At 69.0% G+C, this 21841-nt stretch carries 17 protein-coding genes and 2 pseudogenes; 12 read left to right on the top strand and 7 right to left on the bottom strand.

Translation table 11 applies throughout. The annotated features are described in order from the left end of the window. Window positions 1-8 precede the first annotated feature (8 nt). The gene (locus LXE91_RS17580; RefSeq protein WP_039369373.1) at window positions 9-1118 is read right to left on the bottom strand and encodes a fatty acid desaturase; all 1110 of its coding nucleotides are present in this window, start codon (window positions 1116-1118) and stop codon (window positions 9-11) included. 205 nt (window positions 1119-1323) lie between these two features. On the opposite strand from LXE91_RS17580, the gene LXE91_RS17575 reads away from it, so the two are divergent. After that, window positions 1324-2361, top strand: coding sequence for an AraC family transcriptional regulator (locus tag LXE91_RS17575; RefSeq protein ID WP_039369369.1), 1038 nt, complete (start codon window positions 1324-1326; stop codon window positions 2359-2361). Window positions 2362-2409: 48 nt separating this feature from the next. Here the strand turns inward: LXE91_RS17575 and LXE91_RS17570 are convergent, their stop codons facing one another. Together LXE91_RS17570 and LXE91_RS17565 are read right to left on the bottom strand one after the other, a co-directional pair. Further along, entirely contained in the window at window positions 2410-3459 is a 1050-nt protein-coding gene (locus tag LXE91_RS17570) for a lactonase family protein (protein ID WP_039369366.1), read from the bottom strand. Beyond that, window positions 3446-4813, bottom strand: coding sequence for an MFS transporter (locus LXE91_RS17565; RefSeq protein WP_039369364.1), 1368 nt, complete (start codon window positions 4811-4813; stop codon window positions 3446-3448). Before LXE91_RS17565 ends, LXE91_RS17570 begins: the two co-directional genes overlap by 14 nt. 547 nt (window positions 4814-5360) lie before the next feature. Between LXE91_RS17565 and LXE91_RS17560 the strand changes: the two genes are divergently transcribed. Further along, window positions 5361-6341 carry a hypothetical protein gene (locus LXE91_RS17560; RefSeq protein WP_039369618.1) on the top strand — a complete coding sequence of 327 codons (981 nt, stop codon included), beginning with the start codon at window positions 5361-5363 and terminating at the stop codon, window positions 6339-6341. Window positions 6342-6656: 315 nt separating this feature from the next. Further along, window positions 6657-8135 carry a cryptochrome/photolyase family protein gene (locus tag LXE91_RS17555; RefSeq protein ID WP_039369361.1) on the top strand — a complete coding sequence of 493 codons (1479 nt, stop codon included), beginning with the start codon at window positions 6657-6659 and terminating at the stop codon, window positions 8133-8135. A gap of 22 nt (window positions 8136-8157) precedes the next feature. On the opposite strand, the gene LXE91_RS17550 is transcribed toward LXE91_RS17555, so the two are convergent. The 3 genes from LXE91_RS17550 to LXE91_RS17540 all read right to left on the bottom strand — a co-directional run bounded on the left by LXE91_RS17550 (window position 8158) and on the right by LXE91_RS17540 (window position 10626). After that, window positions 8158-8280, bottom strand: coding sequence for a hypothetical protein (locus LXE91_RS17550; RefSeq protein ID WP_039369359.1), 123 nt, complete (start codon window positions 8278-8280; stop codon window positions 8158-8160). After that, on the bottom strand, window positions 8271-9497 hold the full coding sequence (locus LXE91_RS17545; RefSeq protein WP_039369356.1) for an MFS transporter: 1227 nt from the start codon (window positions 9495-9497) through the stop codon (window positions 8271-8273). The genes LXE91_RS17550 and LXE91_RS17545 overlap by 10 nt, the downstream gene beginning before the upstream one ends. Before the next feature lie 187 nt (window positions 9498-9684). Further along, window positions 9685-10626 (bottom strand): LysR substrate-binding domain-containing protein, encoded by a 942-nt coding sequence (locus LXE91_RS17540; protein WP_039369354.1) that lies wholly within the window; start codon window positions 10624-10626, stop codon window positions 9685-9687. A 198-nt stretch (window positions 10627-10824) separates the two neighbouring features. On the opposite strand from LXE91_RS17540, the gene LXE91_RS17535 reads away from it, so the two are divergent. Beyond that, the gene (locus tag LXE91_RS17535; RefSeq protein WP_039369351.1) at window positions 10825-11865 is read left to right on the top strand and encodes an alpha/beta hydrolase family protein; all 1041 of its coding nucleotides are present in this window, start codon (window positions 10825-10827) and stop codon (window positions 11863-11865) included. Window positions 11866-12023: 158 nt separating this feature from the next. After that, window positions 12024-12778, top strand: a pseudogene (locus LXE91_RS17530) (4'-phosphopantetheinyl transferase family protein). 21 nt (window positions 12779-12799) lie between these two features. Here LXE91_RS17530 and LXE91_RS17525 read toward each other — a convergent pair. After that, window positions 12800-13075: pseudogene (locus LXE91_RS17525) on the bottom strand (amino acid ABC transporter substrate-binding protein); the annotation flags it as partial. A 286-nt stretch (window positions 13076-13361) separates the two neighbouring features. On the opposite strand from LXE91_RS17525, the gene hutH reads away from it, so the two are divergent. Genes hutH through hutG form a run of 7 tightly spaced genes read left to right on the top strand, consistent with a single transcriptional unit; the run spans window position 13362 to window position 21405 of the window. Then, a complete protein-coding gene (gene hutH, locus LXE91_RS17520) occupies window positions 13362-14885 on the top strand; it encodes a histidine ammonia-lyase (protein WP_039369342.1) in 1524 nt (507 codons plus the stop codon). 4 nt (window positions 14886-14889) lie between these two features. Continuing rightward, window positions 14890-15585: a histidine utilization repressor gene (hutC, locus tag LXE91_RS17515; protein ID WP_039369341.1), complete on the top strand. Its 696-nt coding sequence runs from the start codon at window positions 14890-14892 to the stop codon at window positions 15583-15585. 39 nt (window positions 15586-15624) lie between these two features. Then, on the top strand, window positions 15625-17313 hold the full coding sequence (gene hutU, locus LXE91_RS17510; protein WP_039369338.1) for a urocanate hydratase: 1689 nt from the start codon (window positions 15625-15627) through the stop codon (window positions 17311-17313). Window positions 17314-17315: 2 nt separating this feature from the next. Next, entirely contained in the window at window positions 17316-17939 is a 624-nt protein-coding gene (locus tag LXE91_RS17505; protein WP_039369336.1) for a HutD/Ves family protein, read from the top strand. A gap of 4 nt (window positions 17940-17943) precedes the next feature. After that, window positions 17944-19167, top strand: a complete 1224-nt coding sequence (gene hutI / locus LXE91_RS17500; protein ID WP_039369333.1) for an imidazolonepropionase — start codon at window positions 17944-17946, stop codon at window positions 19165-19167. Window positions 19168-19171: 4 nt separating this feature from the next. Further along, window positions 19172-20548: a formimidoylglutamate deiminase gene (locus LXE91_RS17495; RefSeq protein WP_039369330.1), complete on the top strand. Its 1377-nt coding sequence runs from the start codon at window positions 19172-19174 to the stop codon at window positions 20546-20548. 59 nt (window positions 20549-20607) lie between these two features. Further along, window positions 20608-21405, top strand: a complete 798-nt coding sequence (gene hutG / locus LXE91_RS17490) for an N-formylglutamate deformylase (protein ID WP_039369327.1) — start codon at window positions 20608-20610, stop codon at window positions 21403-21405. Window positions 21406-21841: the final 436 nt, after the last annotated feature.

Below are 21841 nucleotides of genomic sequence, written 5' to 3'. Positions count from 1 at the left end.
GCGGTGCGTTACGCGTCGGCCGGAGCCTGGCGCGTACCGCGCGCCGGACGATAACCGCCCCAGCGATTCGCCCGCGCGAACGTGCCGACGTCGTTGAAGCGTACGCCGACTTCACGCAGCGCCGCATGCGCGGTGCGCGCGGTCAGCTGGCGGATGTAGAACGGGTCCCGCACCACGAAGTGATGGATCGCATGCGTGCTGCCGAAGTTGAAGCAGAACAGCTGGAACGGCAGCATCCACCACGGGTTGAGCACCTGCGTCTGCTGGATCACGTTGCGCGAGTCGATGTCGCCGAAGTAATGCATGTTCGAGCTGACGAAGTTGATGCAGAAGCTGCGCAAGAAGTTCGGCCCGAGCCACACCACGGCCAGGAAATCGACGACGCTCATCACGCGCTCGACGACGGCCGGCACCGTCACCGGGTAGCCGAACGCATGCAGCGCGAACAGGCTGGCGTGATAGACGATGAACGCATGCCACAGCACGTAGTACACGTGACCGACCGGCATGTACGACGACACCTGTTCGACGCGTAACTGCAGGCGCTCGGACGGATCCTGCACCGGCTGCGCGGCCACATACTGCTTCACCTTGCGGCGCATCGCAGTGGGCCGCAGCACGACGGCGAGCATGCCGTCCGCGATCATCAGCAGCCGCTTCACGCCCCAGCGCTCGCCGTTCGTGATGCCGAATTCCTCGAGATCCGATTCGCCGCCCGACACCTTGTGGTGATGCAGGTGCATGCGCCGCCGCGTCCACGGGTTGATCGTGCCGGGCCGCGTGAGCCAGCACAGCGCCATCATCAGGTGATAGGCCCACGGCGTCTTCCTGAAGTACATCAGGTGGATCAGGTCGTGCTCGAGCTCGTGGATCAGCGACGTGACGAACGCGGCGAGCGGCAGCGCGACGTACCACGCGATCGATCCGCGCGCATAGAGCCAGGCGATCGCGAGCATCGCGCTCACCGAGACGGCCATCACGGTCGCGCCGACGAGGTTCTGGTTGTCGAGCAGCGGAAAACGCGCGCGGATCGCGTCGCTCGCGGCGTTGACCTCGCGGCGGACGTAAGCGACCTTGTCCGCGTCGTTGCGAAAGGCGGTTCGTGCGGGTTGGCTCATCGACCAGGATTCCTGCGGAAAGGGTGGGGCTCAATGCCGATGTGACAAGCATAGGCGTGCACCGGACCGCACGCGAGGGCCGCGGGTGCCAATGGTGGTGTCATTTCGGGCCACGATGGCCTGCCGGCGCGGCTAGAGTCTCGCTCCGGTGTCATTGCGGGCCAGCGACGCTACAATCCGCCGAAACCGCTTCGGAGTCCGCCGCATGGCCCTGTCCGTCCCGGATGCCGCGCGCCAGCTGAACAAGGCGACGGTGTCGTCCGCGTATGCGCTGTTCATGCTGATGCTGGCCGAGGAGCGCGGGATCGACGGCGCTCGCGTGCTGGCCGGCTCGGGCGTCGAGCGCGACCGGCTCGCGCAGCCCGATGCGCGCATCACGCCGCTGCAGCAGGCGGCGATCGTGTTCAACCTGCTCGACGCGACGGACGACCCGTCGATCGCGATCGAGATCGGCCTGCGCAGCAGCCTGACGAAAGCGGGACTGATCGGCTTCGGGCTGATGAGCTGCGCGACGCTCGGCGAGGCGATCTCGCTCGGTATCCGCTACCTGCCGACGCGCGTGCCGTTCTTTTCGGTGCGGCTCGCGCAACTCGACGGGATCGTCGACATCGACGTGTTCGAAGCGTTTCCGCTCGGCCGGCTGCGGCAGTTCGCGGTCGAGAACTTCCTGGTCGAGACGGCGATCCTGTTCAACTCGCTGCTGTATCCGGTGCCCGGGCGCACGCTGCAGTCGCGTGCCGAACTCCATTTCGAATGGCCCGAACCGCCGTGGTTCGAGCGCTATCGCGCGCGCCTGCCGCGCTGCCATTTCGACGCGGGCGCGAACCGTATCCGCTGCGACGCCGCGCTGCTCGACGAGCCGATCGGTACCGCGAACGCGCATACCGCGCAGATGATCGTGCAGCAGTGCGAGGCCGAACTCGCGCGGCTCGGCTATGCGGAAAGCATCGTCGAGCGCGTGCGCAACCTGCTGATCTGCGGCGAGGGCGGCTATCCGTCGGTCGATGAGGTCGCGCGCGAGCTGCATGTGTCGGCGCGCACGCTCAAGCGCAAGCTCGCCGAGTACGGCGCAACCTATTCGACGCTGCTCGACGAGATCCGGTTGCGCGACGCGCTGCGGCTGCTCGAAGGCACGCGGCTGCCGGTCGACGAGATCGCCGCGCGCGTCGGCTATACGGATCGCGCCAATTTCACGCGTGCGTTCAAGCGCTGGACGGGCGTCGCGCCCAGCGAGCGGCGCTGAACACGGGCAGGCACGGACCTGCCGAAGCATGCCCCGCGCATCACTGTTTCAGACAATCGCGACCCAGTTCGCACCGCGCCCGCCCGGCACGCGCGCGTGCGACGACAGCGCGCCGTCGTCCGGCGCGATCGCATACACGGACACATATTCCGACTGTTCGCCGCAGGCAACGAGCCAGCGCCCCGACGGGTCGATTGCGAACCCTCGCGGCTGCGTCTCGGTGGCGGTTGCGTGCGCGGGTTCGAACGTGCCGTCCTCGCTGCGGCGATAGCAGAGCAGGCGGCTCGACGTGCGTTCGCTGACATACGCGAAACGCTCGTCGGGCGTCAGGTGCAGGTCGGCGGCCCAGACGGACGGCTCGGCAGGCGCCGGCGGCCGCGCATGGCCTTGTGCGAGTTCGGCGACGGCCGGATGGCGCGCGCTCACGTGTGCATCGCCGAGCCGGCCGGTTTCAGGGTCGCGCGCGAACGTCGCGAGCGTGGCCTGGAATTCGCTGACGACGACGAGCGTGCGGCCGTCATCCGCGAATCGCAGGTGACGCGGGCCGAACCCGGCCGGCACGCGCGTTTCGCCGTGTTCTTGCGCGCGCAGGCCGGCGGCGTCCTCGACGAGCGCGAAGCTGAACACGCGATCCGAGCCGAGCGAGCTGACGTACGCGAAACGGTTGTCCGGCGACACGATCACCGCGTGAGCGTTTGCGATCCCGCCCGTGACCTGCAGCGGCGTGCCGTCGCCGTCGCGCACGCGCGCGGCGTCGTAAAGGCTCAGCGAATTCCCGCCGTACGACGCGCCGAGCAGCCAGCGGCCGCTGTGGTCGAGCGACAGGTAAGCATGGCTCGCGTCGATCGCGGTCGTGCCGATGCGCACGAGCGCGCCGGTGGCCGGCACGACGCGGAACGCGACGATCGTCGGTTGCTCGCCGCGCGTCGCAACGTAGAGCCGCGCCCGGTCGGCCGGCACGGCGATCGGCATCGCGACGTCGGCGGCCGGGTACCGGGTGAGCGGCGCAAGCGAGCCGTCGGCCGCGAGCGAGAAGGTGGCGAGGTCGCCGTCGGCGGCATTCGAGACGACGACGGTCAGGCGGTCAGTGTTCGGCATGGCGGAGCATCGAAGCGTTCGTGAAGGATGCGTCGGCCGGCAGGCCGCGCGGCGGATCGCTGCGCCGGTGCGTGCGCGCGAACAGCGCGGCGACTGCAGCGACGAGCGAAGCGATCGCGAGCGCATACAGCCCGCCCGTGATCGAACCCGTATGTTGCTTCAGATAGCCGAACGCCGTCGGCGCGACGAAGCCGCCAAGGTTGCCGACCGAGTTGATCAGCGCGATCACGGCCGCGGCCACGCGCGTGTCGAGATAGCCCTGCGGGATCGGCCAGAACAGCGACGATGCGGCCTTGAAGCCGAGCGCGGCGAAGCAGATCGACGCGAACGACCATACCGGATCGTGCGATGTCGACGCGAACAGCCCGCACGCGGCGAGCACCAGCGCAACCGCGAGCCAGCGCTGCGGATGCTTCCACTTCGACGACAGCACCGCGAAGCCGTACATCGCGCCGATGGCGATCATCCACGGAATCGTGTTGTACAGGCCGACCTGGAAATCGGTGAGCCCGCCCATCTTGCGGATGATCGTCGGCAGCCAGAACGTGGCCGCGTAGATCGTCAGCTGGATCGAGAAATACAGGAAGCAGAACAGCATGATCTGCGGGTCGCGCAGCAGCGCGGTGGCGCGCACCGGCACGTTCGAGCGGACGTCGCGCGTCGCGCGCTCGTCGTCGAGCGCGTTCTGGAGCGCCGTGCGTTCTTCGGCCGTGAGCCACGTCGCGTCGCGGATGTGCGATTTCAGCAGCAGCCAGCTCGCGCCGCACAGCGCGACCGAGAACAGCCCTTCGATCAGGAACATCCATTGCCAGCCTTCGAGGCCGAAACCGCGGATCGACAGCAGCGCGCCGGTGACGGGCCCGGACAGCACCGACGCGAACGCGGAACCGCCGAGGAAGATCGCCATCGCCTTGCCGCGCTCCTGCGGCGGCAGCCATTGCGACAGGTACAGCACGACGCCGGGGAAGAAGCCGGCCTCGGCCGCGCCGAGCAGGAAGCGCAGCGCGTAGAACGACGTGTCGTTCCATACGAACGACATCGCGGCCGCGACGATGCCCCACGTCGCCATGATCCGGGCCAGCCAGATGCGCGCGCCGTAGCGCTGCATCAGCAGGTTCGACGGCACCTCGAACAGCGCGTAGCCGACGAAGAACAGCCCGGCGCCGAGGCCGTATGCGGCCGCGCCGATGCCGATCGACGCCTCGAGGTGGCGATCGACGAAGCCGACGTTTACGCGGTCGATGTAGTTCGCGATGAACATGATCAGCACGAGCGGCAGCACGTGCCACTTCACTTTCGAGACGGCGGACGCGAGCGGGTCGCGTCCGGGCAGGGCGGGCGAGGGCGGGTTCAAATGTGTCTCCGGTGGGGCGGCGGCGGACGGGGCGGTGGCCCGCGTCGATATCCGGGTGACGGTCCGTGTAGTATGTCGTCGTATAACATGGTACGCCTGAGCGCCGACGAAGACGTCACGGGTTTACCCGAAAATTTCCCGGGTATTGGGTAATTTCATGAGCCCTGTCGGTTATCTAATCATGTCTGATGACGTATGACATGAAATGGCAGCGCGCCGACCATAGTCCGGGAGTGGGCCATGCTCGGCGTGGCACTCGCGGTCGACGCTGCACATTCGTGGACGGTGCGTTTCCGGTGCCGGTGGAGAAACCCGACCTCGACGGCGCTTATGCAGGAAATCGTGCCGCACATGCAACGGCAACTGCGCGGCGCGATCGTGACGATCGACATGCAACGGGCCCGCAAGCCGTTTGACGGGGAGCGCGGCTACGCTGTATCGAAGGAGCGCTCGCGGTTGCGGCAAAATACCGGGCGCGCGAACTCGGCGCTCACGCCGCTCGCGCGAACGGCGGCGATTTCATGGCTCGACGATGGAGCAACGGATCATGCGGGACTATCAGCACGCGCGGCACGTCTTCGCGTTCAACGGCGACGCGGACGGCCTGTGCGCGCTTCAGCAACTGCGGCTCGCCGAACGCGTGCGCGGCACGCTCGTCACCGGCGTGAAGCGCGACGTCAGGCTGCTCGAGCGGATCGACGCACGGTCGGGCGACATCGTCACCGCGCTCGATGTGTCGCACGACCAGAACCGCGACGCGTGCGTGCGGCTGCTGCGCGACGGCGCGACAGTTCGTTACTTCGACCATCACTTCGCGGGCGATCTGCCCGACCATCCGCGTTTCGACGCGCATATCGACACGGCGGCCGACGTCTGCACGAGCGCGATCGTGAACCGCTATCTCGGCGGCCGGTACGTGCGCTGGGCGATCGTCGCGGCCTATGGCGACGAACTGCCGGCGCTCGGAGACGCACTGGCACGCGAGCATGCGATCGACGAAGCCGAGCGTAGCGTACTCGCCGAACTCGGGCGCTATCTGAACTACAACGCGTACGGCGAGTGCGTCGGCGATCTGCACTTCGATCCGGCGGCTCTCGCGGACGCGATGCTGCCGTGCGTCGCTCCACTCGATTTCGTGCGCGAGACGGCTGTGTTCGTGGCGCTGCGCGACGGTTACCGCGACGACATGGCGCGTGCGTGCGCACTTGCGCCGCTGCGCGAGGTGCCGGGGGCGACGCTGGTCCGGATGCCCGATCATCCGTGGGCGCGGCGCGCGACCGGCATGCTCGCGAACGAGCGGATGCGCAATGCGCCGCATGCGGCACTCGCGGTGCTGTCGCCGCGTGCCGGCGGCGGGCTCGTCGTCAGCGTGCGCGTGCCCGACGGCCGGCCGCTCGGCGCGGACGAGTTTTGCCGCGGCTTCGCGACGGGCGGCGGGCGCAAGCGCGCAGGCGGCATCAACCATCTGCCGGAAGCCGAGTTCGACGCATTCGCCGAGCGCTTCGAGGCCGCGTTCCGGCTCGATTGACACGACACATCGTTGACCGGATCAGCCGGTCGCACCGGCGGGCACGGTCGGCCCGTCGGGCCGCCGCGGCGTGCCTCGATGCGGTCGGCGTTGCGCCAGCCGTGCACGGTGTGCACGAACCGGTCGACGTACCGCAGCCCGAGCAATATCCATTGCGCGCCGACGTTCGGCCGGGCGACTTCCATCCGATTGACACGGATTGCGCGGTCGCGCGCGGTGTCGCCGTGGCGCGCGGGTCGTGACGGCCGGCGTCGACACCACGCAGCGCAGCCGCGACAATACGCGTCTCTGTTCGCTTATGTCATCGAGGTGCCCGTGCCTGCCAAGTCGTCCGTTGCTCCCGCGATCGTCTGGTTCCGCGACGATCTGCGCGTGACCGACCAGCCCGCGCTGACGCGCGCGGTGGCGTCGGGCCGGCCACTCGTGTGCGTATTCGTCGACGACACGGGCGACGGCGCCGGGCGTCCGCTCGGCGGCGCGGCACGCTGGTGGCTGCATGGATCGCTCGCGGGGCTCGACGCGGCGCTTGCGCGACATGGCGGACGTCTGCTGCTGTTGCGCGGCGACGCACAGCGTGAGATCGAACGCATCGTGCACGACACGGGCGCGGAAGCCGTGTACTGGAACCGCCGCTATGCGCAACCGCAGCGCGATGCCGACGCGGCGCTGAAGGCGTCGCTCAAGGCGCGCGGTGTCGCGGTCGAGAGCAGCAACGGCAGCCTGCTGAACGAGCCCTGGGAGGTGCTGACGGGCGGCGGCACCCCGTATCAGGTGTTCACCGCATACTGGCGTGCGGCGCGACGGGATCGCACGGTCGCCGTGCCGCTGTCGGAGCCCGAGCGGATCGCGTTTCATCCGTGGCCGAAAGCCGTACGCGACTGCGCGCTGGCGCTCGACGCGCTTGCGTTGCGGCCGCACTCGCCGGATTGGGCCGGCGGCCTGCGCGATGCGTGGCCAATGCCCGACGAAGCCGGCGCGCACGCGCAGCTCGACGCGTTCCTGGCGACCTCGCTCGCCGGCTATGCCGATGCGCGCGATCTTCCCGACCGTCCCGCGACGAGCCGCCTTTCGCCGTTCCTGCGCTTCGGCAACGTGTCGCCGCGACAGGTATGGCATGCAGTGCAGGGTGCCGCGAGCGCAGGCGGCGCGGCGGTTGCCGCGGACGCCGACAAATTCCTGAGCGAACTCGGGTGGCGCGAATTCAGCTACACGCTGCTGTACCACTTCCCGGCGCTCGCGACCCACAACTTCCGCGCGCAGTTCGACGCGATGCCGTGGCGTGACGATCCCGCCGCGCTGCGCGCATGGCAGCGCGGGCTGACCGGCTATCCGCTCGTCGACGCGGGCCTGCGCGAGCTGTGGACGACCGGCTGGATGCACAACCGCGTGCGGATGGTCGTCGCGTCGTTCCTGATCAAGCACCTGCTGATCGACTGGCGCGCGGGCGAAGCGTGGTTCTGGGACACGCTGGTCGACGCCGATCCCGCGAACAACGCGGCGAGCTGGCAGTGGGTGGCCGGGTGCGGCGCCGACGCCGCGCCGTATTTCCGCATCTTCAATCCGGTCGCGCAGGGGCAGAAATTCGATCCCGACGGCGCGTACGTGCGGCGCTGGGTGCCCGAGCTTGCCGGCCTCGACAACGCATCGATCCATGCGCCGTGGGAAGCATCGCCGCTGGAACTCGACGCGGCCGGCGTGCGGCTCGGTGTCGACTATCCGGAACCGCTCGTCGAGCATGCGGCCGCGCGTGCCCGCGCGCTCGATGCGCTGGCGGCATTGCCGAAACGCCGCTGACCGCACGGCCCGGTTTGCGGCCTCAATTGCAGAACGCGACGTGTTCGAGCAGCGCGTACGCGACGTCCGAACTGAAATAGGCCGCACCGCACCACGCGACGAATGCGAGCGTGCCGGCGACCAGCGCCGCGCGGATCATGCCCATGCCGCGTTGCCCGATGCCGGGCGTGCGACGCGCGCATCGTTGATCGGCAGGTGCAGCAACGCCGCGAGTATGCCGAGTGCGATCGAGCCGATCCACAGCGGCATGTACGAGTGCGTCGCGTCGTACACCACCGCGCCGAGCCAGACGCCGAAGAAGCTGCCGAGCTGGTGCCCGAAGAACACGAAACCGAACAGCGTCGCGATGTAGCGCACGCCGAACATCTGCGAGATCACGCCGTTCGTCAGCGGCACGGTGCCGAGCCACGTGAATCCCATCACTGCCGCGAACACGTAGACGCTCGCGGGCGACAGCGGCGCTGCGACGAACGCGGCCATCGTGAGTGCACGCACGAGGTACAGCACCGACAGCACGTACTTGCGCCGCAGCAGCCCGCCGAGATGGCCGCACGCATAGGTGCCGGCGACGTTGGTCAGCGCGATCAGCGCGAGCGCGACGCTCGCGTGGCCTGCCGGCAGCCCATGGTCGAGCAGGTAGGCGGGAAGATGCGTCGCGACGAACGCGAGCTGAAAGCCGCACGCGAAGAAACCCGCGTTCAGCAGCCAGAAGCCGCGATGCGCGAACGCCTCGCGCACGGCTTCGCCGATCGACTGGTCGGGGCCGGTGGCGGCAGACTGCGCGGGCCGGTCGCGCAGCAGTACGGCGAGCGGTGCAAGCAGCGCCGCGACGAGCGCCAGCGCGATGAACGCATGCCGCCAGCCGATATCGCCGATCAACGCCTGCGCGACGGGCACCATGCAGAACTGGCCGAGCCCGCCGATCGCGCCCGCGACGCCGAGCGCCCAGCCGCGCCGGTCGGGCGGAAACAGGCGGCTCAGCGCGCCATAGATCGACGCGAACGCCGAGCCCGACAGTGCGATGCCGATCACGAGCCCGGCGCCGACCGTGAACATGCCGGTCGTCGCCGCGTGCGCCATCGTGACGAGCCCGGCCGCATACAGCAGCATCCCGGCGACGATCACGCGCAGCGAGCCGAAGCGATCGGCGACCATCCCGGTGAACGGCTGCGCGACGCCCCAGATCAGGTTCTGCAGCGCCAGGGCGAGCCCGAACGCTTCGCGCGACCAGCCGTGGTCGAGCGACACCGGCGCAAGGAACAGGCCCTGCACGTGGCGGATGCCGAGCGCGGCGCCCATGATCAGGCCGCCGGCCAGGACGGGCAGCCAGCGGCGACGGACTTCCTGCTCGATCGGGGTCATGCGTGTCTCCGGATGAAGGCGCGCGGCAAGACGGCCGCGCTCGATCCGATTAGACGATCGGGCTCGTTGCCGCTCAAGCGATCATTCGGTCAGGTTGGCATGCATATCGGGAATGCGAAGCGGTGCGCGTGGAGGGGGCGGGAGCGCCCGGCAGGGGGGCAGGGTAATTCGCAAAGGCGGCGCCGGCTTACGCCGACACCGTGTCGTGCACACGCATCGCGGTGTCGCATTCGGCTGCTTCGGCGAGCATCCAGTCGCGGACCTCGGCGACTTCGCGGCGCGGGGCCGGATCGTGCTGGAACAGCCAGTAGCCGTACACATCCGACAGCGCCTGCGTGTGCGGACCGAGCACCGCGAGCCGCCCGTCCGCGAGCATCGGCGCGACGAGCGCGAGCCGGCCGAGCGCGACGCCCTGGCCCGCGATCGCGGCCTGGATCACCTGGTCGTACTGGTTGAAGCGCAGCACGCCTTTCGGGCGCGCGTCGCCGAGCCCAGCCGCGTGCAGTTGCGTGCGCCACTGCAATTGCGGCTGCGGCGGCCCGTCGAATTCGAGCAGCACGTGGTCGGCGATCGCGGCCGCGTTCGTGACGGGCCGTGCCGCGAGCGCAGGATGGGCGACCGGCACGACGATCTCGTCGAACAGCCGCAGCGCGCCGGCCGGCGCGCGCTCGCGCGGACAATAGCGGATGCCGAGGTCGATGCCTTCGGCGCGCAAATCGAGTACCTTGTCGTTCGCGGCGACGCGCAGGTCGATCTCCGGCAGGCGCGCCTGCAGCCGCCCGAGCCGCGGCAGCAGCCACAGCGCGGTGACGCCGATGCTCGCGGTGATCGTGACGGGCTGGCGCTCGCGCGTGGCCGCGAGCGACGCGACGGTGTCCTGCAGCCCGTGCAGTGCCGCATCCGCGACGCGAAACAGCCGCTCGCCTTCCGGCGTGAACGCGATCTTCCGGTAGCCGCGCTGCAGCAACGCGACGCCGAGGTGCGCTTCGAGCGCGTGCACCTGGCGGCTCACCGCCGATTGCGTGACGCAGAGGTCCTGCGCGGCCAGCGTGATGCTCATGCGGCGGCCGACGGCGACGAAACCGCGGACGAGATCGAGCGACGGAAGACGGACGAGCGGCGTTGACATGCGCGTGACTCATGCGAACGGAGCAGCAAGATTGGTTGAGAACGCGGGGCGCGTCAAGTTCAATGGAGGCTGGTGCGGGCGGTGAAGGACGGCGCGGGAGCAGGCGCTCGTCCGTTGACACGTTGGCCGGCCGCAAAGCACGAGCGGGCACCGCGGCGCTGACCCGGACGGACCGCGAAGCATGGGACCGGAGACACGATGACGATTTCGAACGAAGGCAGTGAAATGACGCAGGCCACCCGCGCGGCGGACGCATTGCCTCCCGAGCCGGTGACGCTGCGCGCGGCCGACGGCTACGCATTGCGCGGCCATGTATGGCGCCATCGCGGCGGTGGTGTCACGCGCCCCGTGACGGTCGTCAATTGCGCGACGTCGGTGCGTTGCGACTACTACTTTCGTTTTGCGGCCTGGCTGTTCGCGCACGGGCGCGACGTGCTCGTCTACGACTATCGCGGCATCGGCGGGTCGCGCCCGGCGCAGCTCGCGAAGCTGCGCGCGAACTGGCTCGACTGGGGGCGGCTCGATTGCGAAGCCGCGCTGCACTACGTACGCGACGCGTTTCCGGGCCAGCCGATCGACGTCGTCGCGCACAGCATCGGCGGGTTCGCGCTCGGGCTCGCCGCATCGAACGTCCACGTGCGGCATGCGGTGACGGTCGGCGCGCAGTATGCGTACTGGCGCGATTACCGGCCGGCCGAGCGGCGGCGCATGTGGTGGAAGTGGCACGTCGCGATGCCGGTGCTCGCGGCCGTGTTCGGCTACGTGCCCGCGAAGCGGCTCGGCTGGATGGAGGACACGCCGCGCGGCGTCGCGTTGTCGTGGGTCCGCTCGCAGGCGCGGTTCGAGGAGGGCTATACGAGCGGCCCGCTCGCCGAACCCGCCGCGACCCGCGCCGCGTTGCCGGCCCGCTTCGCGGGGTTGTCGGCGCCGATGCTCGCGATCGGTCTCGACGACGACGGGTTCGGCACGGTCGAGGCGATCGAGCGGCTGCTCGGCTACTACACGGGCAGCGACGTCACGCATCTGCGGATCGCGCCGGCCGACATCGGCGTCGACGCGATCGGCCATTTCGCGTTTTTCCACAGCCGCTTCACCGAAACACTGTGGCCGCTCGCGCTCTACTGGCTGCAGCACGGCGTGCTGCCGGCCGATGCGCCGGGCAAAGTGCATGCGCTTCACCCGGCATCGCGCGGGCGGGGGCCCCGCAGCGGCGTGCCGGGCGCTGCCGCGAACGGTTGAGCGGGCGGCCGCGTCACGCGCCGGTGCCTGCCGCGAGCACAACGAGCGTCAGCGTTGCGTTTAGTGCCGGCAGCATCGACGCCGGCGGGCCGTAACGGTTCGCCATGCCGCCTGATCGATTAACATCGGACGTTTCCTTCCACCGCCGCCGCACGTCGATGCCCGTCCCGCTCGATTCCGCTTCTCCGTCCGACATTCCCCGCGCCTGGCGCATGCAGCGGCTCGACGCGCCGCTCGCCGCGTCGCGCGCCGGCGTGCAGATCGCGCGCGTCGATTTCGACTGGCGCTTGCCGCTTGCGTCGCCCGCATATGCGGCACTCAGCGATGACGAGCGCGCGCGGGCCGCGCGCTTCATGCGGCATGAGGATGCGGTGCGCAGCGCCGCGACGCGTGCCGCACTGCGCGACGTGCTCGGCACGGCCCTCGGCATCGCGCCGCAGGCGGTGGCGATCGTCGTCGACGCCTCGGGGCGACCGTCGCTGGACGGTGCTCATCGTGCCTCGCTCGACTTCAACGTGTCGCACGCGGGCGACCATGCGCTGCTTGCGTGGGCTCCCGGCGGCCGCGTGGGCGTCGATATCGAGCGCTGCAACCGCGCGACCGACTGGCGCGCGCTGACGCGCGAAGTTTGCGCGCCGGCCGAGGCCGCCTATCTCGACAGCCTGCCGCTTGACATGCGCGCCGGCGCATTCATGCGCGTCTGGTGTGCGAAGGAGGCGCTGCTCAAGGCGCTCGGCACGGGCATCGTCGGCGGGCTGAGCGCGTTCGCGGTCATGCCGCCGCGCGATGGCGCGACCCCGCGACGACGATCGTCGAGCCGGCCGCGCCCGCCGCCGGCGTCGCGGCGTTCGATGCGGCGTGGTTCGACGCGGCGCCCGGCTATGCGGCGTGCGTCGCATGGACGCGTGCGTGAGCCGCGGTCGGTGCGCGGCGCTCACTCGAGCGGCGCGTCGTTCGGCGCCGCATGGCGCGCATCGATCACGTCGCTCATCGCGAAGTCGAACGACAGCCCCTTCGGCGGCACCGGCTTCGTGAACCGCTGGTCGCACAGCGCGTCGATCTCGCCGCGCTTCATCAACTGCACGAGCACGCCGCCGACGAGCGTCTTGAACGGCGGATCGCCCTTGCGCAGCATGCACCGGTAGGTTTCCGACGATTGCGGCGTGCCGACGATCCGCCGGTCGGCCGGCTTCGCGGCCAGCGACGCGCCGCGCGCGAGTACGCACGCGGCGAACGGCAAGGGGCGGCCGAGCGGGGCGGCGAATCGTGATGGGAAGGGCATGGCGGTCCCCCACGGCGGACGATGATCCGGACGTTGCCAAAAATAAAATAATTGCAACGCGTGTTAAGCGCCGGATCACGCGGGCCGAGCCGGCGGCCCGTGCCGGGCATCAGGGAAACTCCCGAGTCGAAATCAGTGAAATACGGGTTGTCTAGACAAGTTGGCGTGGCTACACTTCAATCCATTCCGAACTTGTCTAGACAGGATTGCTCACATGATTACGTTGACCCCCGGCCACCTGACCCTCCCGCAACTGCGCCAGATCGCTCGCGAATCCGTGCAGCTCAAGCTCGACCCGGCGAGCTTCGCGAAGATCGACGCCGGCGCGAAGGCCGTTGCCGACATCGCCGCGAAGGGCGAGCCGGCCTACGGCATCAACACGGGCTTCGGCCGCCTGGCCAGCACGCACATCCCGCACGACCAGCTCGAACTGCTGCAGAAGAACCTCGTGCTGTCGCACGCGGTCGGCGTGGGCGAGCCGATGGCACGCTCGTCGGTGCGCCTGCTGATGGCGCTGAAGCTGTCGAGCCTCGGCCGCGGCCACTCGGGCATCCGCCGCGAAGTGATGGACGCGCTGATCACGCTGTTCAACGCGGACGTGCTGCCGCTGATCCCGGTGAAGGGCTCGGTCGGCGCATCGGGCGACCTGGCACCGCTCGCGCACATGTCGGCCGTGCTGCTGGGCGTCGGCGAAGTGTTCATCCGCGGCGAGCGCGCAAGCGCACTCGACGGCCTGCGCGTTGCCGGCCTCGCGCCGCTGACGCTGCAGGCGAAGGAAGGCCTGGCGCTGCTGAACGGCACGCAGGCATCGACCGCGCTGGCGCTCGACAACATGTTCGCGATCGAAGACCTGTACCGCACCGCGCTCGTCGCAGGCGCGTTGTCGGTCGACGCGGCTGCCGGCTCGGTGAAGCCGTTCGACGCACGCATTCATGAACTGCGCGGCCACCAGGGCCAGATCGACGCGGCCGCGTCGTATCGCGACCTGCTCGAAGGCTCGCCGATCAACCAGTCGCACCGCGACTGCGACAAGGTGCAGGACCCGTACAGCCTGCGCTGCCAGCCGCAGGTGATGGGCGCGTGCCTGGACCAGATGCGCCATGCGGCCGACGTGCTGCTGGTCGAAGCGAACGCCGTGTCGGACAACCCGCTGATCTTCCCGGATACCGGCGAAGTGCTGTCGGGCGGCAACTTCCACGCCGAACCCGTCGCGTTCGCGGCCGACAACCTCGCGCTCGCCGCAGCGGAAATCGGCGCGCTGGCCGAACGCCGCATCGCGCTGCTGATCGATGCGACGCTGTCGGGCCTGCCCCCGTTCCTCGTGCGGGACGGCGGCGTGAACTCGGGCTTCATGATCGCCCACGTGACGGCGGCCGCCCTCGCGTCGGAAAACAAGACGCTCGCGCACCCGGCCTCGGTCGACTCGCTGCCGACCTCGGCGAACCAGGAAGACCACGTGTCGATGGCGACGTTCGCCGCACGCAAGCTCGCCGACATCGCGGACAACACGAAGCACATCCTCGCGATCGAACTGCTGGCCGCCGCACAAGGCGTCGACCTGCGCGCGCCGTACCACACGAGCCCGAAGCTGGCGCCGGTGATGGAAACGATCCGCAGCAAGGTTGCGCACTACGAGCTCGACCACTACTTCGCACCGGATATCGCCGTGATCGCCAAGCTGGTCGGCGAGCGCGCGTTCGCGAAGGTGGCGCCGTTCTCGTTCGCGTCGGAACAGTAAGCCCATGAGCGCGCCGGTCTACCAGGAGATCAAGGATTTCATCCTGGCCCGCATCCACGCAGGCGAGTGGGAGGAGGGCGACCAGGTGCCGTCCGAGAACGAGCTGGCGCGCGAATTCAAGGTGGCGCGCATGACCGTCAACCGCGCGCTGCGCGAGTTGACGGCCGAGCAGGTGCTCACGCGCATGAAGGGGGCGGGCACCTACGTCGCGCGGCCGAAGTACGAGTCGACGCTGGTGGCGATCCGCAGCATCTCGGAGGAAGTCGGTGCACGCGGGCATGCGTACCACGCCAGCGTGCTCGGCCTCGACACGATCCGCGCCGACGAGGCGCTCGCCGACGAGATGCAGGTGGCCGTGCGCACGAAGCTGTTTCATTCGCAGGTGCTGCACTTCGAGAATGACGAGCCCGTGCAGCTCGAAGAACGATGGGTGAATCCGGCGGTCGCGCCGGATTACGCCGAGCAGGATTTCACGAACACGACGCCGAACCTGTACCTGATGCGCGCGGCTCCGCTGCAGCGCGTCGAGTACCGGATCGAAGCGGCGGCCCCGGCGCCGGAGCGGCGCGAGCAGCTGCGGATGGACGACGTCGAGCCGTGTCTGGTTTTACATCGACGCACCTGGTCGCAGGGCGTCGTCGCCTCGGTGGCGAATTTGTGGCATCCCGGCAGCCGTTATCGCTTCACCGGGCATTTCTGATTCCTATTTGATATTCATTTTCCTTCGGGAGCAGTCGTCATGAACCATCCGAAACACATCGATCCCCGTCTCGATCCGACGCGCACGATCCGCGCGCCGCGCGGCAGCGAGAAAGTCTGCAAGACCTGGCTGGCCGAAGCGGCCTACCGGATGATCCAGAACAACCTCGACCCGGAAGTCGCCGAGCATCCGCATGCGCTCGTCGTGTACGGCGGCATCGGCCGCGCAGCACGCAACTGGGAATGCTACGACCAGATCCTCGCGTCGCTGAAGGATCTCGAAGAGAACGAGACGCTGCTGATCCAGTCGGGCAAGCCGGTCGGTGTGTTCCGCACGCACAAGGATGCGCCGCGCGTGCTGCTCGCGAACTCGAACCTCGTGCCGCACTGGGCGAACTGGGATCACTTCCACGAGCTCGATCGCAAGGGCCTGATGATGTACGGCCAGATGACGGCCGGCAGCTGGATCTACATCGGCAGCCAGGGCATCGTTCAGGGCACCTATGAAACGTTCTTCTCGGTCGCGAACCAGCACTTCAACGGCGATCCGTCGGGCCGCTGGATCCTGACGGGCGGCCTGGGCGGCATGGGCGGCGCGCAGCCGCTGGCCGCGACGATGGCCGGTTTCTCGATGATCGCGGTCGAATGCGACGAGACGCGCATCGACTTCCGCCTGAAGACGCGCTACGTCGACAAGAAGGCGACGACGCTCGACGAGGCGCTCGGCATGATCGAGGAAGCCAAGCGCACCGGCAAGCCGGTGTCGATCGGCCTGCTCGGCAACGCGGCCGACGTGTTCGCGGAACTCGTCACGCGCGGCATCACGCCGGACTGCGTGACCGACCAGACGAGCGCGCACGATCCGATCAACGGCTACCTGCCGCAAGGCTGGACCGTCGCGCAATGGCGCGAAGCGCAGAAGGTCGATCCGCAGAGCATCGTGAAGGTCGCGAAGCAGTCGATGGCCGTCCAGGTGCGCGCGATGCTCGCGCTGCAGGAACGCGGCGCGGCGACGCTCGACTACGGCAACAACATCCGCCAGATGGCGCTGGAAATGGGCGTCGAGAACGCATTCGACTTCCCGGGCTTCGTGCCGGCGTACATCCGCCCGCTGTTCTGCGAAGGCAAGGGCCCGTTCCGCTGGGTCGCGCTGTCGGGCGATCCGGAAGACATCTACAAGACCGACCAGAAGGTGAAGGAGCTGATCCCCGACGATCCGCACCTGCACAACTGGCTCGACATGGCGCGTGAGCGCATCGCGTTCCAGGGCCTGCCGGCACGGATCTGCTGGGTCGGCGTGAAGGATCGCTATCGCCTCGGCCAGGCGTTCAACGAGATGGTCAAGAACGGCGAGCTGAAGGCCCCGATCGTGATCGGCCGCGACCACCTCGACACCGGTTCGGTCGCGAGCCCGAACCGCGAGACGGAAGCGATGAAGGACGGTTCGGACGCCGTGAGCGACTGGCCGCTCCTGAACGCACTGCTGAACACCGCAGGCGGCGCATCGTGGGTGTCGCTGCACCATGGCGGCGGCGTCGGCATGGGCTTCTCGCAGCACTCGGGTGTCGTGATCGTCGCCGACGGCACCGCCGAAGCGCACGAGCGTCTCGGCCGCGTGCTTCTGAACGACCCGGCGACGGGCGTGATGCGCCATGCGGATGCCGGCTACGAACTCGCGCAGCAGACGGCCCGCGAAGCCGGCCTGAAGCTGCCGATGCTCGGCCGCTGAGCATGACGGCGCTCCACCAGGCGCCGGTGAACGCGACGCTGGCCGCCGCGCTGATCCGCGCAGCGGATCTCGTCGCGTCGCCATGGAAGAACGGCGGCGGCGTGACGCGCGAAATCGGCGCGTTTCCGCCGGGCGCCGCGCTCGACGCGTTCGCGTGGCGCGTGAGCGTCGCCGACGTCGGCACGGCCGGGCCGTTCTCGCGTTTCGACGGAATCGACCGCACGCTCGTGCTGCTGTCCGGCGCGGGCATGACGCTCGCCGAGGAAGGCGGCGCACGCCACGTGCTCGACGCTCCGCTGGCCCGCGCGGATTTTGCGGGGGAAGCGGCGATCGACGCGACGCTGCACGATGGCGCCACGCGCGACTTCAACCTGATGACGCGCCGTTCGGCCGCGCGCGGCGCGCTCGACGTATGGCGTGCAGGCGCGCACCGCATCGAGCATGCCGATACCGTGCTGCTGCATTGCGCGGCCGGCGAGGTCGCCGTCGAAATCGACGGCACGCGCTACACACTGGAAGAAATGGACACGCTGCGGCTCGACGGGCCGCGGCGTGCGTTTGACGTCGTCGTGAGCGGTAGCGGCGCGTTGCTCGCCGTGTCGCTCGCCATCGGCGAACGAGACTGAACGCATGAAACCGACTGTCTGGCATCACCTGAGGCTGTGTCCGCACGGCCATCCTGACGAGACGATCGACGACGCGGCGATCGCCGTCGACGAAACCGGCACGATCGTCTGGCTCGGCGCGGTGTCCGCGCTCCCGCACGGTTACGCCCACTGGCGGCGCGAGGATCTGCACGGCGCGTGGGTGACGCCGGGCCTCGTCGACTGCCATACGCACCTCGTGTACGGCGGCACGCGTGCCGACGAATTCGCGCAGCGCCTCGCGGGCGTGAGCTACGAGGAAATCGCGCGGCAGGGCGGCGGGATCGTGTCGACGGTGCGCGCGACGCGCGCGGCCGACGAGACGACGCTGTTCGTGCAGGCCGCGGCACGCCTGCAGCCGCTGCTCGCCGAAGGCGTGACCGCGATCGAGATCAAGTCGGGCTACGGGCTCGACCTCGCGAGCGAACGCAAGATGCTGCGCGTCGCGCGCCAGCTCGGCGAACGCTTTCCGGTCACCGTCTACACGACCTTCCTCGGCGCGCACGCGTTGCCGCCCGAATATGCGGGCCGTGCGGATGCGTACATCGACGAAGTGTGCGACCGGATGCTGCCGGCGCTGGCCGACGAAGGGCTCGTCGACGCGGTCGACGTGTTCTGCGAACGCATCGGCTTTTCGCTCGCGCAGACCGAGCGCGTGTTCGAGGCCGCGACGCGGCGCGGGCTGCCCGTGAAGCTGCATGCGGAGCAACTGTCGAATGCGGGCGGCACGGCGCTTGCCGCGCGTTATCGCGCGCTGTCCGCCGATCACCTCGAATTTCTCGACGAAGCGGGCATCGAGGCGATGAAGGCAGCCGGTACGGTTGCCGTGCTGCTGCCCGGCGCGTACTACTTCATCCGCGAGACGCAACTGCCGCCGATCGAACTGCTGCGCAAGCACGGCGTACCGATCGCGCTCGCGACCGATCACAATCCCGGCACGTCGCCACTCGAATCGCTGCTGCTGACGTTGAACATGGGCTGCACGCTGTTCCGCATGACGGTGCCCGAGGTGCTGCAGGGCGTCACGTGCCATGCGGCCGCGGCGCTCGGCCGCGCGGATCGCCACGGCGCGCTCGAGGTCGGTCGCCAGGCCGACTTCGCCGCGTGGTCGGTCGGCTCGCTGGCGGAGCTCGCCTACTGGATCGGCCGGCCGCTGTGCGAGCAGGTCGTACGCGGCGGCACGACCGTGTTTCGCCGGATGAATGGATAGCCTCATGACCGACACCACGTTGTTTGCAGACCATGCGTACCTGCCCGATGGCTGGCGCCGTAACGTACTGCTGCGTTGGGACGCGGCCGGCACGCTGACCGGCGTGACGCCCGACACCGACGCACCGGCGGGCGTCGCGCGCGCGGCCGGGCCCGTGCTGCCCGGCATGCCGAACCTGCATTCGCACGCGTTCCAGCGCGCGATGGCGGGGCTCACCGAATATCGCGCGAATCCGGCCGACAGCTTCTGGAGCTGGCGCGACCTGATGTACCGCTTCGCGCTGAAGATCACGCCCGACGCGCTCGCGGCGATCGCGCGCTGGCTGTATGTCGAGATGCTCAAGTGCGGCTACACGTCGGTGTGCGAATTCCACTACGTGCACCACACGCAGGACGGTTCGCGCTATCCGCAGATCGCGGAACTCGGCACGCGCGTGATCGACGCCGCGCGCGCGGCCGGCATCGGCATCACGATGCTGCCGGTGTCGTACCAGTTCGCCGGCTTCGGCGACAAGCCGCCGCGTGACGACCAGCGCCGCTTCATCAATACGCCCGACGGCCTGCTCGAACTGCTCGACGCGATGCGCCGCGTGACGCCGGAGCACGGCGGGCTGCGCTACGGCGTGGCACCGCACTCGCTGCGGGCGGTATCCGAAAACGGCTTGCGCGTGCTGCTCGACGGGCTGCCCGGCGATGCGCCCGTGCATATCCATATCGCCGAGCAGACGGCCGAAGTCGACGATTGCGTGCGTGCGTACGGCGCGCGCCCCGTGCAGTGGCTGCTCGATCGTTTCGACGTCGATGCGCGCTGGTGTCTCGTACATGCGACGCACGTCGACGCGGCCGAAACGGCAGCGCTCGCGAAGCGTCGCGCGGTCGCCGGCCTGTGCCTGACGACCGAAGCGAACCTCGGCGACGGCGTGTTCCCCGCTGTCGACTATCTCGCGCAGGGCGGCGTGATCGGCGTCGGCTCGGACAGCCACGCGTCGGTCGACTGGCGCTCCGAGCTGCGCCTGCTCGAATACGGGCAACGGCTCGTGCATCGCGCGCGCAACGTGCTGGCGAGCGACACGCAGGCGCATGTCGCCGATCGCCTGTTCGACGCGTCGCTCGCGGGCGGCGCACAGGCCAGCGGGCGGCGCGTCGGTGCGCTGCAAGAAGGGTGCCGCGCGGACTGGCTCGTGCTCGATCCCGATCATCCGGCGATCGCCGAACACGACAACACGTCGTGGTTGTCGGGTATCGTGTTCGCGGAGCACGGCGAGACGCCGGTGCTCGACGTCTACACGGGCGGCGAGCGCGTCGTGAGCGGCCGCCGTCATCGCGACGAAGCCGCCGCGTATGCCGACTACCGCGCCGCGCTGGCGCAACTGCTGCGCTGATGCGCGCAACCGGCGCACGCCGCAAGCGTGCGCCGGCAGACCTCCAACGGTGATGCGACATGACTGAACAACCGGCTGTATTCACGCTGAAGCAGGGCGCGCTGCCGCTGCTGATCTCGATTCCGCACGCAGGCACGCACATCCCCGACGACATCGCCGCGACGATGACGGCCGATGCGCGTTTCGTCGACGATTGCGACTGGCATCTCGAACGGCTGTATGGATTCGCGGCCGACCTCGGCGCATCGATCCTCGTACCGTCGCATGCGCGTTACGTCGTCGACCTGAACCGGCCGCCCGACAACGAGAACCTGTACCCGGGGCAGGACACGACCGGGCTCGTGCCGGTCGATACGTTCGACAAGGCGCCGCTGTATCCGGCGAACGCGCTGCCCGGCAACGACGAGATCATGCGTCGCCGCGATCGCTACTGGCTGCCGTATCACGAGGCGCTGCAAGGCGAGGTGGCACGCCTGAAGCGCGAGCACGGCCGCGTGCTCGTGTGGGAAGCGCATTCGATCCGCTCGCACGTGCCGCGCTTCTTCGACGGCCGGCTGCCCGACTTCAACTTCGGTACGTCGAGCGGCGCGAGTGCCGCGCCGGGCCTGGCCGAGGCGCTGGCCGCGCGCGTGCTCGAACATGGCGGCTATACGGCGGTCGCGAACGGGCGCTTCAAGGGCGGCTACATCACGCGTCACTACGGCGTGCCCGCTACCGGCGTCGAGGCCGTGCAGCTCGAGCTCTCGCAGATCACCTACATGGAAGAGACGCGTCCTTACGCGTATGACGAAGCGCGTGCGGCGCGGATTGTGCCGCTATTGCAGACGCTCGTCGAAACCGCGCTCGCGCATCGTTGAGCGCGGGCCGCATGGATGCGGCAGCGCGGCGCAGCGGGCGCGTCACGGCCCGCCGGCACGCAGCGTGCCGCACCGATGCAATGCACAACACGGCATCGATCCACGGGATCGATGCCGTTTTTTTCGTATGGCTTTCGTCTGATCGATGTCGTCATCGGCACCTGAAAATTTGACGCAATTTTTAGTTGATATAAGCTGAATGTCAGGAAGTCGTCACGCGCGCACGTGCGGCGGGGCCATCGATCGTGGCCGCACCGCGTCGGAATGCGCTGCGAGACACCTTGCCGACGTGTCGCCGCGCGGCATTGCCGCATGCGCTTGATCGCGACACGTGTCCTGCATTCATCCGTCAGTCGAGTACGATCGTGAAAGCCGCCAGCCCTTCGATACGCCGGACGCGAAGTCCGTCGGCGGGCGCGCCGCCTCAGGCCGGGCC

The sequence above is a fragment of the Burkholderia contaminans genome, assembly GCF_029633825.1.
GTDB lineage: Bacteria > Pseudomonadota > Gammaproteobacteria > Burkholderiales > Burkholderiaceae > Burkholderia > Burkholderia contaminans.
Note: the sequence above shows the minus strand (reverse complement) of the source record. Positions and strands in the feature narration are given on the sequence as shown.